Annotated in this window: 11 protein-coding genes; 7 read left to right on the top strand and 4 right to left on the bottom strand. The window is 58.6% G+C overall.

The annotated features are described in order from the left end of the window. The first annotated feature begins 156 nt into the window (after positions 1–156). Positions 157–597, top strand: coding sequence for a DUF5069 domain-containing protein (locus AAF555_07080; protein MEM6911333.1), 441 nt, complete (start codon positions 157–159; stop codon positions 595–597). Between the two features lie 49 nt (positions 598–646). Continuing rightward, positions 647–1,795: an ATP-binding protein gene (locus AAF555_07075; protein MEM6911332.1), complete on the top strand. Its 1,149-nt coding sequence runs from the start codon at positions 647–649 to the stop codon at positions 1,793–1,795. 157 nt (positions 1,796–1,952) lie between these two features. On the opposite strand, the gene AAF555_07070 is transcribed toward AAF555_07075, so the two are convergent. Then, positions 1,953–3,791, bottom strand: coding sequence for a 3'-5' exonuclease (locus AAF555_07070; GenBank protein ID MEM6911331.1), 1,839 nt, complete (start codon positions 3,789–3,791; stop codon positions 1,953–1,955). A 93-nt stretch (positions 3,792–3,884) separates the two neighbouring features. Here AAF555_07070 and AAF555_07065 point away from each other — a divergent pair, with 93 nt between their 5' ends. The 3 genes from AAF555_07065 to AAF555_07055 all read left to right on the top strand — a co-directional run bounded on the left by AAF555_07065 (position 3,885) and on the right by AAF555_07055 (position 6,401). Beyond that, positions 3,885–4,631 carry an HNH endonuclease gene (locus AAF555_07065; protein ID MEM6911330.1) on the top strand — a complete coding sequence of 249 codons (747 nt, stop codon included), beginning with the start codon at positions 3,885–3,887 and terminating at the stop codon, positions 4,629–4,631. A gap of 161 nt (positions 4,632–4,792) precedes the next feature. Continuing rightward, positions 4,793–6,019: an ATP-binding protein gene (locus AAF555_07060; protein ID MEM6911329.1), complete on the top strand. Its 1,227-nt coding sequence runs from the start codon at positions 4,793–4,795 to the stop codon at positions 6,017–6,019. A gap of 4 nt (positions 6,020–6,023) precedes the next feature. Continuing rightward, positions 6,024–6,401, top strand: a complete 378-nt coding sequence (locus tag AAF555_07055; protein ID MEM6911328.1) for a hypothetical protein — start codon at positions 6,024–6,026, stop codon at positions 6,399–6,401. 321 nt (positions 6,402–6,722) lie between these two features. On the opposite strand, the gene AAF555_07050 is transcribed toward AAF555_07055, so the two are convergent. The 3 genes from AAF555_07050 to AAF555_07040 are packed head-to-tail and all read right to left on the bottom strand — an operon-like array spanning position 6,723 to position 8,369. Next, positions 6,723–7,313, bottom strand: coding sequence for a hypothetical protein (locus tag AAF555_07050; protein MEM6911327.1), 591 nt, complete (start codon positions 7,311–7,313; stop codon positions 6,723–6,725). Then, complete coding sequence (locus AAF555_07045) at positions 7,310–7,825, bottom strand: hypothetical protein (GenBank protein ID MEM6911326.1); 516 nt, start codon at positions 7,823–7,825, stop codon at positions 7,310–7,312. Before AAF555_07045 ends, AAF555_07050 begins: the two co-directional genes overlap by 4 nt. 4 nt (positions 7,826–7,829) lie before the next feature. Continuing rightward, complete coding sequence (locus AAF555_07040; protein MEM6911325.1) at positions 7,830–8,369, bottom strand: RNA polymerase sigma factor; 540 nt, start codon at positions 8,367–8,369, stop codon at positions 7,830–7,832. A gap of 131 nt (positions 8,370–8,500) precedes the next feature. On the opposite strand from AAF555_07040, the gene AAF555_07035 reads away from it, so the two are divergent. Further along, positions 8,501–10,708, top strand: coding sequence for a DUF1800 family protein (locus AAF555_07035; protein MEM6911324.1), 2,208 nt, complete (start codon positions 8,501–8,503; stop codon positions 10,706–10,708). 2 nt (positions 10,709–10,710) lie between these two features. Then, complete coding sequence (locus AAF555_07030) at positions 10,711–12,108, top strand: DUF1501 domain-containing protein (protein MEM6911323.1); 1,398 nt, start codon at positions 10,711–10,713, stop codon at positions 12,106–12,108. The last annotated feature ends 99 nt before the right edge of the window (positions 12,109–12,207 follow it).

Genomic DNA, 12,207 nt, shown 5'->3' with positions numbered 1-12,207 from the left:
AGAGAGGCTTTGATGGGGCAACCTCCTCCTTGGCGGCCTGGGCGATTGAGCAGGCAGCGACCTGGATCACCCCGGATCAGGATTTTTGAAAAATTCACTACGGAAGGTCTCCTTTTGGAGATCCGGCAAGCTCATCGATCTCAAGTTCCTTCAAAAGTGCCCACCCACATTCCTGGCCTCCGCAGCCCCTCCGAGACCGTCAATGGCCTCGTTTACTTCGGACGCATGATCGACAAGATCCGCCTCCACGCCGACCGCCAGCTCCCCGAAGACTGGGCCTCCGCCCTCGGCAACGCCTACCCAAACTCCTTCGACGCCCGCTGCTGCCGCTTCCTGCAGATCGAGTACGATGCCCTCGTCAGCGAAGTCCTCGCCGGCCGCAGCGAAGAACACCTCCTCCAATGGGCCTACACCCAAGGCCGCCAACCCAGCGAAGAGGAAATCGAAATCTGGAACGCCTACATGACCAAGCTCGGCTGGCGCGACGCCATCACCGAGCGCGTCAAATTCCGCCTCCAGGAAGCCAGCTACCCCGAAAACGCCGTCGAAACCATGTTCGAGTTCATCGACCTCGATGAAGGGCGGCTGGAACTGTGATCCCTATTTTCCTTGAAAATCTAAATTTCAACTTTAGATTTTCAAGGAAATGACGCCCCGGTCCTTTTATCTTGAAACCTTGGAGGAGCGATTGCGGGACTTTCCCATCGTCGCACTCTTGGGACCTCGTCAGGTGGGAAAAACCACCTTGGCTGGACTGTATGCCAACACCCGGGAGGCATCACAGGTGCACCGTTTCGATCTCGAATCGCCCGCCGATCTCGCCCGGTTGGCGAATCCCGAAATGACCCTTTCCTCGCTGCGTGGCCTCGTCATCCTCGATGAAATCCAGCGCCAGCCCGGACTTTATCCCGTACTGCGGGTTCTGGCTGATCGTCCAGACACGCCGGCCCGCTTTCTCATCCTCGGCAGCGCCACCCCGGATCTCGTCCAAGGCACCAGCGAAAGCCTGGCCGGCCGGGTCTCCTTTATCGACGTCACCGGGTTCTCGCTCGAGGAAACAGGCTTCGAAAACTGGCAGCAGCGTTGGTGGCGAGGCGGTTTTCCCCGGGCCTTCCTCGCTCGGAGCAATCCGGCTGCGCGGCAGTGGCACGAGGACTTCATCCGCACCTTCCTGGAGCGCGACCTCCCACAACTCGGCATCGGCGTCCCCGCCATCACCCTTCGCCGATTCTGGACCATGCTCGCCCACTACCACGGCCAGATCCTCAAACTCTCCGAGCTGGCCCGCTCCCTCGGCACCTCCGAGCCGACCGCCCGGCGTTACCTCGACATCCTCGAAGGCACCTACCTCGTCCGCCAGCTACCCCCCTGGTTCGAGAACCTGAAGAAGCGGCAGGTGAAAGCCCCAAAAATCTATCTCCGGGACTCCGGCTTACTGCACGCTCTGCTCGGCATCCCGGAGCCGGAGGCCCTCCAAGCCCACCCCAAGGTGGGGGCCTCTTGGAAAGGCTTCGTCATCGAGCAGATCCTCGCCGCCACCCACAACCGGGACGCCTACTACTGGGCCACCCACGGCGGTGCCGAACTCGACCTCCTGCTCTTCCACCGAGGACGCCGGATCGGCGTGGAAGTGAAATACACCGAACGGCCGACAACCACCCGGTCCACCCACATCGCCTTGGAGGATCTCCGCCTCGACGAACTCCACCTCATCCACCCGGGCGCCCACACCTTCCCCCTCGGCGAAACCATCCAAGCCACAACCTTACCGGAGTTCCTGCAGCTCGTTGGCTGAAAGCAAACCCCGACCACCCCGAAAACGCCGTCAAAACCATGTTCGAAATCATCGACCTCGACGAAGGGCGCTTGGGGATTTCCTGAGTGGGGAGAGCGGATTTGCACTTCGCTACGAGCAATCCACTACTCCTGAAAATTCCGGGAGTTGAAGGCGATCACGCAGCCACAGCTTCTCCCGTCAGCTCCGCCAGCCGTTCAGAATAGCAATTTTCTCCTGACGAACTGACGGCCAACAATCGCTTGGCCCGAGTCATCGCAACGTAGAGCAGGCGCATCTGCGTCGAAACATCTTCGGCATCATCAGATAGCCCTCCGACTCCCACAACGACAACAGCCTCAAATTCCAGGCCCTTGCTGCTGGCTGCGGTGATGACGGTGACCTTGCTGGCGCTGGGATCATACGATTTCTTTGAAGTGCTGCTGCCAAGCCAATGGTGATCGATGCCTTCCCTCTTCAAGGCTTGAGCCAGGGCGATTCCTTCGCTTTTGCGGAAGCAGACGATGGCGATCTCCTCACTGGCGACGCTATTTTTCTGCCAGCTGCGAACGCAACGAATAGCATAGTCAATCTCCTCGGCAAAGCTCTTCGCACGGCGGAAGACTGGGTGCGATCCGGTGACTCCGGCAGCCTCAGGCTCAATAAGCGGAACGTGGTCTTCGTCTGCCTCGGATGGGCTGATGTCGTCTTTCGCAAGATCGTAGGCCAACTGCAGTATCTCGCGAGTATTCCGATAGTTAAGGCGGAGTATGGTTGTGCGCCCTGCAGCCTTGATGCCCACGCTCGAAAGACTGAAGCCGAGTCCCTTCCCTTTGCGGTAAATGGACTGCGCGTCATCGTAGAGTAGCAGCAGTGAATCGGTCGCGGGATCGAGCATCTGCGTGACGAGCTTGAGCCATTCAGGCTCGAAGTCGTGCCCTTCGTCGATGAGCACCGCGCCATACTGCGCCCGGGGAATGAAGCCTTTCTCCACCCCGCTGATGACAGCCTCGACTTGTCGAACATAGAGAGGAGCACTCCCTCCGGGAATCTCGACGTGATACGTCCGCAGCATCTCCCCGCACCATTCGTGGAAGTGATGAACGCGCACCTTGTCTTCGAGTCCCTTGGCACGAATGAATCCGCGCAGACGAGCGGCGAGCGAGATGTTGTAGCACAGAACGAGAGCGGGCTTGGCGAGCGAGTCTGCGATCTGCACACAGCGGCAGCCCAGAATTAACGTCTTCCCGGACCCTGCCACACCGTGGATGACTCGGTGGCCATCGCCTAAACTGCGAGCGAGCTGCTCTTGCTGGAGATCGAGAATCTTCACAACATCAGGCGCGGGTTCGTCGTCGAAAAGGTGGGACTGGGTTTCAGTGATCCGATATTCGGGAAACATATGCCAGCGAACCCGCTCGATTTGCGGGAATGTCATCGGCTGGCCAAAGTTGTAAGTAAACATGCCCCATAACCGTTCCTGCAAGGCCAATGGATCGACGGATTCCGCCATCTCATCCTTGCAAATGAGCAAGCGGTCCGGCAGGACTTGCTCCCGCATTTCCTCAGGCAAAAGCGCATTCCATTGCTTCCGCGTGATGTTGGGAAAGACCGCACCGTATCCCCAGGGGAAGGAGAGCTTCCCCTGATAGCGACCCGAGCTATGGCAGAGTTGTTCGTCACGGCCCAGCTTTCCGACGATTGCGGTCACGTAGCCGCGAGCTTGGCACAAGGGGTTGGGTAGCCGCTTATATTTTCCGCCGAAGGCCATCAGGCAGGTGTCTTTATCGACCTCCTTGAAGTCCTCGGCTTTCCAGTCTTTCACTTCCAGCACGAGGAGGCCACGACCGGGATGCAGAATCACGAAGTCGGGCTGCCGACGCTGCCACCCGATGGGCACGTCGTGCCATACCAGATAGTCATCCTCCAAATGACTCTTGAGCAAACGCCCGAAACGTCGCTCTCCGGGAGTCGGACCACGCCTAGTCAATGAATCCTGAGGAAAGAGCTGCGCCATAAATTTGGATACGAACAATTGTATGGAAATTATAGCCGTCAGGCAAGATCAAAAGCCCTTCGACTCTCCTGCGCAGAATGCCTATCATGGTCTGTGGCAAATTGGACGCGCGATGAGTTGCTAGCCGCATTGAACTTGTATCACCGCACGCCCTTTGGACGTCAGCATCAGAACTATTCACCTGTAATTGCCTTAGCCGAGCGCATCGGACGAACGCCAAGTGCGCTCGCGATGAAGCTAAACAACTTCACTTCGCTGGACCCGCTGGAGCAAGCAAGAGGAATCAAAGGTTTATCGGGTGCGAGCAAGGCAGATCGAGCGATCTGGACGGAGTTCACAAATCGAATGAGTGACCTTGCTGATGAATCGGAGGCTGCCTTGGAGCGGTTTGGAATTGTTGCTGATGCTCCATTGGGAACTCCACCATCCGGGCCAAGTGAGGCTTCTGCGGTAGTGCGGATTCGTCGCCATCAGCGGTTTTTCCGTCAGACAGTCCTCACGTCCTATGAACAGCGATGCTGTGTGACCGGGAATCCGATTCCTGATCTTTTGATCGCAAGCCATATCGTTCGTTGGGCCGATGACGAAGAGCATCGGGTGAATCCAAGAAACGGACTCTGTCTGGCAGCGACTATAGACAGCGCCTTTGAGCGAGGTCTAATCGCGCTGGATGACAACTACCGCATTTTGACGAGTCCCCGTATTCGAGAGTTCCTGCCAAACGAAGAACTCGAACGGACATTCGTCGGGTATGAAGGGATGGAAATTCGACTTCCCCCGAAAAACCTACCCGACTCAAAACTGCTAGCAGCGCATCGCAAGAGACATGACTTCGCATAGACCCCTCCGCTCTTCTCCGGGGTGAAGACATCGGCCATGGGGGAGTTTGCAGTCTCAGCCGGGGGCGGCAAGGGGTGATGTGTGGAAAATGTGTGCGATTCGTGGAAATTTCCGCAAATTGAGCGTGGATTATTTGTTTTGCTGCGTAACTAGTTCCTGTCATGATCCGCCGCCTCACTTTCGAGAATTTCTGTTCCTTTCGGGATTCGGGAGAGCTGGTGTTGACGGCCAGCGCCAAGACTCCGGTGGATAATTCGTTTGTGAAATCCCGTTGTGGAGATCAGATGACGGTGCTGGGAGGGGTCTTCGGGCCGAACGCTTCCGGGAAAACGAATTTGCTAAAAGTGGCTTCGTTTCTCCATTTCTTCCTGCGGCATTCTTATCACGCCTTGGAGTCGGATGCTCCTGTCCCCGTGGATTCCTTTCTGGATGGCAATGGGCGACCGGTCCGCCTCTCGGTTGAATTCGAAGGCTGCGGGCGCGTTTACCGGTATGAGGTGTCCTTAACACCCACCTCGGTGAAGGAGGAGCGTCTGACGCTGCGTTCAGACAAAACCAAGGCGTTTCGCACCCTTCTGCTGCGAACGGAGGGCAAGCGGTTGCCACGCCTCAGCCAAGAAAGCGATTTTACCGATTTGGATGCACTTCGATCCCTGCTTCGCGACCGTCCTAACGCCTCCATGGTAGCGGTGGGGCTGGTGACAGGCAGGCGAGAGTTTGAACAAGTGCTGTCTTCCCTAGGTCGCGTCGAAACCAATGTGGATCGGCTGGGAAAAGCGGAGATGCTCCAAGGAAGTCGTGGCCTTGAGATCATTGACTGCGCCCGTTTTTTTCAAGAGAACCCACACTTCCAGGCGGATTTGGAGGATCGGCTCAAGCGGGCGGATTTGGGAATCTCAGGCTTTTCCATCAGGGAGAGGGAAGTCATTGATAGCAAATCGGAGCGCACCCGCACATTACCTATCCCCTATGTGGTCCATCTCTCTGGAGAGCATAAGTTTGAGCTGCCACTGATCCACGAGTCGGCGGGGACGAAGCGTTTGTTTGTGCTGTTGGCTGCCTTTTTGCCTGTTTTGACGGAGGGAGGGGTGGCGTTTATTGATGAAATGGAGTCGGATCTACACCCCCATTTGATTCCGCTGCTCCTGGATCTTTTCGTGGACAAAGGAACGAATCCCAAAAGGGCTCAGCTTATTTTCACTTGTCATCATGTGGAGATTCTAAACCAACTGGCCAAGGAGCAGATTGTCCTCGTGCAGAAGGATGCGGAGAATGTCAGCCGGGTCCAGCGCTTGGCCGACATCAAAGGGGTGCGTCGGGAGGATAACTTTTTTGCTCACTACAATGCGGGCCGCTATGAGGCGGTTCCTGAGCCGCAGCTCTTCTGAACCCATGCCGCGCAGGAAAAGCCTGATTCTTTTTGGGGAAGGCAAGACCGATGCGGTCTTTCTCCGGCATATTTCGTTGCTCTACGAATCCAAAATCGACACCAGGTTGAAAGTCGAAGCAGGTCAGGGCGGCTCCCCCAAAGAGGTGGCCAATCGACTGATTAAGAAGCATCTCCAGATTGGGGCTTTCGACAAAAGTCTACTCTTACTCGACGAAGATCTACCAACAGAGGAGATTCCCGCCAGCTGGCTCAAGAAACACAAAATCGAACTCGTAATTTCGGCACCTTGTTGTCTGGAAGGGCTTTTCTTGACGATGCTCCAAGATCGCCCTCCAGCGCGAGATCGTCAGGCTTCGCGCAACTGGAAGCGGCACTTTTAACGAAAGTATCTCGGAACAGATCGCGATTCCGAAGTGGTGGCGAAACTGCGAGCCAAGTGCCCGAGCCTTTTTCCAAAGGGCCTGCTGGATGAATTCCGCGAAAACAAAGGCCCTGTAGCTGAAATTCTGGCGTTTCTCGGGCGCTGATTCTTAGGGAAACGCAGATCAAGCTTATCTTCGCTGCGTTTCTCCGGAGTAAAGAAATGCGCAGGGAATTGGCGATGCGGGAGGGCTAGTTGAAGCAGCACACCGAGGCGTTGGCGATGCCGGGACTTGAGGGCGAGGAGCAAGGGAAGTGCTGTGAGGACCCTGCCCGCAAAGTCATTCCTCCTCCTCTTCTTCCCCGTGAAGAAGTGCGTGGAGTTCGGCTTCGATCTCTTCCTCGCCGAGTTCGGAGAGTTCGCGGATTTCGGCTTCCAATTCAGCGCGGCGTTCGTCGAGTAAGCCAAGTTCCAGCCGGGTGGCTTGGAGGCGTTGGGCGAGTTGTCGCCGGAGAAGGGTGCGCAGTTGTTCTTTGATCTCCTCGCGCTTTGGTGGGTTGTCGGTCTCGAAATATTCGTGGACTGCGACGTCGAAGGCTAGGCCCAGCCGTTTGCCCGCCAGAAAGCTTTCGGCGATTTCCTCTCCGTCGTGGAATCGGATCAGCCGGTATTCGTGATACACTTCCTGAAATCGTTCCAGCACGGCTTCCCTTTCGGCTTCGCCTTCGTGCTTTTCCACCAAGGTCAGGACTTCCAAGGCCTGGGGAACGGTTTCTCCCAGGAACCGGAGGGTTTCTTCCTGGCCGGGATGGGGAGGCTCTGGTCGTTCTTCGTGTTCCTCTTGTGCCAAGAGAGCCGGGCTGCTGCCCAGGAGGGCAAATGCGAATGCAAAGGTTAAGGGCAGGGCGAGCGGGCTAGGAGTCGCTTTCATATAAAATCGACAGTGGATGGAGGGTGGATTTTGGAGAAGCGATGGCGCCATTGGCGACTCTCTCGGGTGTGCGATAGGGAATTGGCAAAAGGTGGGGAGGATTGCAGGAGGCGGGAGGATAGCGGGGTGCTGGGCGGACGGTCCTCCGGGGAGAGAGAGGGGGGGGCAGTTTGGACGAGGGTGGAGTTGGTTTCGGGTGCGGGAGAAAGAGGTCGCTGCCAAAGGAAGAGCCCGCCCATGACGAGAAAGCAGGCTGCCAGCGGCAAAACGACTTTGGCCAAGAGGTAGGAGCGGCTGGGGCGAGAGGGCCTTTCGGCGAGGACTTCGTCCAAAAGGCCGGCTCGTGGCTGAGGGAGGGCCCGGGCCTGTAGGCCTGCTTGCAGCTGGCAGAGTTCGGCGTATTCCCGTTGGGCTTGTGGGTCGTGAGCGAGCCGTTCTTTGACTTCCGCTTTGGTGGCGGCATCCGCCTCGCCGCTCCAGTAGAGGAGGAGGTTCTTTTGGCTTTCGTTCATGGGTTCAGGCAGGTGTCAGTTGGCTGCGCAGGCGCTCTTTCGCCTTGTGCATGCGAGAGAGAACCGTCCCCAACGGAGCGCCGAGGGTTTCGGCGATTTCCTTGAAGCTGAGCTCGGCATGAAGACGGAGGCCGACTACTTCGCGCTCGGCCTCGGGGAGTCGGTCAAGGGCCGCTTGGAGCTCCGCCAGGCGTTCCTTGTGGGAGAGTAGCTCGCTGGGAGCTGGCTCCTCCGTGGGGAGGGCTTCCCAGTCGGGACTTTCCCAAGCGACGATTTTCTGGCGTCGGCGGAGGAGGTCGAGCGCGGTGTGGTGCCCGATGCGGAAGAGCCAGCTTTTGAAGTGCTTGCGCTCTTGATAGCTGGGCAGGGCTTGGAGCGCCTTGCGGAAGGTTTCCTGGAGGGCGTCTTCACTGTCTTGTTGGTGTCGCAGCATGGTCCAAAGGTAGCCGAAGAGACCGGTCTCGTGAGGGCGGAGCAAGGACCTGGCCGCCTCGGCATCCCCCTCGCGGAGGTAGCGTTCGATCAAGTCTCGGTCCGTCACCATAAGAGGGGTCTCGAGCACCAACGGAGAACTCTCCGATTTATTCTTCCAATCTGCCGCAGAATTTTCGAGCGGCTTTTCCCAATAAATCTCGGGCTGGGACGTTGGTGCAGGAAATCCCCGCGGCCCCGCTCATGAGAATTCTTGTTTCGTTTCTGCTGTTATCGCCCCTCGCCAAGGGGCAATCGTCTCGGGGCGGCCTCGACCTGAATGGCGATGGCATGAGTGATCTTTGGGCCCTGCACTACCAGGCGACCGCTTTGGTGGCTGGCGCGGACACCGATGGCGATGGCTGGAGCAATCGGGCGGAGTCCATCGCGGGGACCAATCCTTTTTTGGCTTCCGATCGGCTGGTTCTGCAAGTGGATGAGCAAGATCTGAGCTCGGTTCAAGTCCGCTGGCCTTCGGTTGCCGGCAAAACTTACGAAGTCTTCTCCAGCAGCGATCTGAAAACTTGGACCAGAGTGGGCGGCACCCATTCGGGAACGGGAGCGCCCTTGAGCGTGCCTTTGGGCAAGGTGGACCAGGCTTTTCACTACCGGGTCTCTGTCAGTGATGTCGATCAGGATCGCGATGGCCTGACCGCTTACGAGGAAAGCTTGCTCGGTCACTCCGACGCCAACCTCAACAGCAGTCTTTCCAACACGGGCAACGACTTGGCCCAAGCGGCCCGCCTGCTCTCTTCCTCGGGCAGCTTCCAGCTCGGCAACCGCACCCTTTCCGGCAGCTTGCCCACCATGGCAGAATCTTCGCGCTTCCTGCAACAAGCCACCCTGGGTTCGACCTATGCCACCATCCAAGGCGTGGCCGCGACCGGCATCCCGACTTGGCTCGAGGCCCAGTTTCTGGTGCCTGCCACCTCCCATGTGGCCCGGAACAACGCCTTGCGCCTGACTTTTCGGGACGAGGAGACCAATGAGCTGCTCAGCGAGTCGGACTACATCTGGGCTTGGTGGGATGCGGCGCTCAATGGACAGGACGCCCTTCGGCAACGGGTGGCTTTTGCCTTGTCCGAGATTCTGGTGATCGGTCAAACCACAGACGTGCTGGAAGACATCTATTGGGGCATTGCGACCTATTACGACATCCTGGTGGACAATGCCTTCGGCAACTACCGCGACCTTCTCTACCAAGTCGCCACCAACCCCGCTATGGGGCATTACCTCTCGCATGTCAAAAACCGGCCCACTGACCTCGGCAACAATCTCTTCCCCGACGAAAACTTCGCCCGCGAGATCATGCAACTCTTCTCGATCGGGCTCTTCGAGCTGAACCAAGATGGCACTCGCAAACAGGACACCCAAGGCAACGACATCCCTACCTACGATAATCAAGACATCACCCAATTTGCCAAAGTCTTCACCGGATTGACCTACAACCCGCAGAACCCCAACAATGGCACGCCCTGGTTTGGCGAGCCAGACCAAGGCCCCGTCCTCAGCGTGGAAGACTACCTCGGTGCGGACCATGCCTGGATGGGAATCGAGATGGCTCAGTATGAGCCGATGCATGAGACGGGGGTCAAGCAGCTCCTGAACGGTGTTACCACCAACGGCACGCTCCGAGAAGACCTCGATGCCGCGATCGACAATCTTTTCTACCATCCCAATACCGGTCCCTTCCTCGCCCGCTTGCTCATCCAGCGGCTCGTGACCTCCAATCCGTCTCCGGGCTACATCTATCGTGTAGCCGCCGCTTTCGGAGACAATGGCCAGGGAGTGCGCGGCGACATGAAGGCCGTCCTTCGTGCCATCTTCCTCGATCCCGAAGCCCGTAGCCAGGCCAGCTTGGCCAATCCCCAATTCGGCAAACTGCGCGAACCCCTGCTCCGCCACACCCACCTGGCGCGGGCCTTTCGCTACCGCAGCGCTTCCGGCCCCCTTCGCATGGGGGGAGAGGATGGTCGCCTTGCCTATGGGCAACAGGCCATGTTGGCACCCTCCGTTTTCAATTTTTATCTGCCCGATCACCAGCCCCTGGGCGCCATCAAAAACGCTGGCTTGGTAGCCCCGGAATTCCAAATCACGACCGCCACCACTACCATCAAGACGCTCAACTTTTTTGCGAGTGCTCTGCCCTTTGATTACCTCATCACGAATCTGGAAGAAGAAGTGGTGAGCGATTTCTCGGCCGAAGAGCAGCTCATCGAAGACGAGGACATCCCTGGCCTGCTCGATCGACTCGATGTGCTCTTGACCCGCGGGCAGATGACCAGCAACACGCGCGCTGCCATCGAGACCGCCCTCAACGCAGCCCTGGCCGCCGAGGCGGGCCCGGGGGAAATCGCCCGTTTTGCCGTCTCCCTCGTGGCCTCCTCTCCCGACTTTGCCGTTCTCCAATAACCATGACCCCCCCGACCCACCTTTCTCGCCGCCGCTTTCTCGGCCAAGCCTCCTGCGCTGCCGTCACGGCCACGCCCATCCTCTCGACCCTACTCAATCTGCGAATGACCCACGGCGCCCTGGCCGCGCCCACCGACCCGAATGACTACAAGGCCCTCGTCTGCTTTTTCTTTGGCGGAGGCAATGACTCGTTCAACATGCTCGTGCCCAGAGGAAACACCGAGTATGCCGAATACGCCCTGACCAGAAGCAACCAAGCGCTGGCGCAAAACACCCTCCTCCCGCTCAACGGCACCCACCAGGGCAAGGCCCTCGGCGTTCATCCCGGCATGCCGGAAGTGCAATCTCTCTACAACGCGGGCAGCTTGGCCTTTGTCTCCAATGTCGGCACCCTCGTCGAACCCGTCACCCTGAGCAGCTTCACCAACAACCTCGCCCAACTCCCGGCCGGGCTCTTCTCCCATTCCGACCAGATCATGCACTGGCAGACCAGCGTCCCGGATGCGCCCTCCTCGACTGGCTGGGGCGGGCGGGTGGCCGACCTCCTGGCGGCCTGCAATAGCAACACCCAGATTTCCATGAACATCTCCCTCGCGGGAACCAACACCTTCCAGTCCGGCAACCAAAGCGTCAGCTACGAAGTGGAACCCACCGGCAACGGCTCCATCGCCCTCGCACCCTACGCTGAAGGAGAAGATCCCACCTTGGCCGCCCTCGGCCAGACCGCCATTCACTCCATGATGGACGCGCAATACTCCAACCTCTTCCAGGAGACCTTCGCCCAGAAAAACCGCAATGCCCTGGACGCCTCCGCCGCCTTCTCGAGCGCCATCGCGGCCCAAACCGTCAACACCGTCTTCTCGCCGAACCGTATTTCCCAATCCTTTCAAATGATCGCCAAAACCATCGCCGCGCGGAATCTCCTCGGCATGCGGCGACAGACCTTCTTTGTCATGTTCGGGGGCTTTGATCACCACGACGAACTCCTCAACAACCAAGCCGCCATGCTGCCCGTCATCAGCCAAGCCATGAGCGAATTCGACACCGCCATGCGGGAGCTGAACGTGCACAACCAAGTGACCACCTTCACCGCCTCCGACTTCGCCCGCACCCTGACCTCCAACGGCAAAGGCACCGACCACGCCTGGGGCAGCAACCAAATGGTCATGGGAGGTGCCGTCCAAGGAGGGCAGATCTACGGCAGCTACCCCAGCCTCGCCCTCGGCAGCGACCTCGACACCGGGCGCGGGCGCTTGATCCCCACGCTCTCGACCGATGAATACTTCGCCGAACTCGCGCAGTGGTTCGGCGTCTCCCAGAGCGACCTCCCCCAAGTCTTCCCCAATCTGACCCGTTTCTACACCCCGGGGGCCGCCCCGCCCGTGGGGTTCCTGCTGTGAGTAATACCAAGCTGCAGAATTGGCTGGTAGAATGGCCGAGTGGATTTCGGGCCAGACCAAGGCGCGACGAGGGCGCGGTGCAGGCACCGTAACCGAGGA

This window comes from Verrucomicrobiota bacterium (assembly GCA_039027815.1).
GTDB lineage: Bacteria > Verrucomicrobiota > Verrucomicrobiia > Verrucomicrobiales > JBCCJK01 > JBCCJK01.
The sequence above is the reverse complement of the archived record's forward strand: the minus strand, read 5'-3'. Positions and strand labels throughout refer to the sequence as shown.

What these genes read in the sequence shown, in the direction of transcription:
- AAF555_07050 (MEM6911327.1), bottom strand. Translation starts at nt 7,313, where the DNA reads ATGAAAGCGACTCCTAGCCCGCTCGCCCTGCCCTTAACCTTTGCATTC.
- AAF555_07040 (MEM6911325.1), bottom strand. Translation starts at nt 8,369, where the DNA reads ATGGTGACGGACCGAGACTTGATCGAACGCTACCTCCGCGAGGGGGAT.
- AAF555_07075 (MEM6911332.1), top strand. Translation starts at nt 647, where the DNA reads ATGACGCCCCGGTCCTTTTATCTTGAAACCTTGGAGGAGCGATTGCGG.
- AAF555_07055 (MEM6911328.1), top strand. Translation starts at nt 6,024, where the DNA reads ATGCCGCGCAGGAAAAGCCTGATTCTTTTTGGGGAAGGCAAGACCGAT.
- AAF555_07035 (MEM6911324.1), top strand. Translation starts at nt 8,501, where the DNA reads ATGAGAATTCTTGTTTCGTTTCTGCTGTTATCGCCCCTCGCCAAGGGG.
- AAF555_07070 (MEM6911331.1), bottom strand. Translation starts at nt 3,791, where the DNA reads ATGGCGCAGCTCTTTCCTCAGGATTCATTGACTAGGCGTGGTCCGACT.
- AAF555_07060 (MEM6911329.1), top strand. Translation starts at nt 4,793, where the DNA reads ATGATCCGCCGCCTCACTTTCGAGAATTTCTGTTCCTTTCGGGATTCG.
- AAF555_07030 (MEM6911323.1), top strand. Translation starts at nt 10,711, where the DNA reads ATGACCCCCCCGACCCACCTTTCTCGCCGCCGCTTTCTCGGCCAAGCC.
- AAF555_07045 (MEM6911326.1), bottom strand. Translation starts at nt 7,825, where the DNA reads ATGAACGAAAGCCAAAAGAACCTCCTCCTCTACTGGAGCGGCGAGGCG.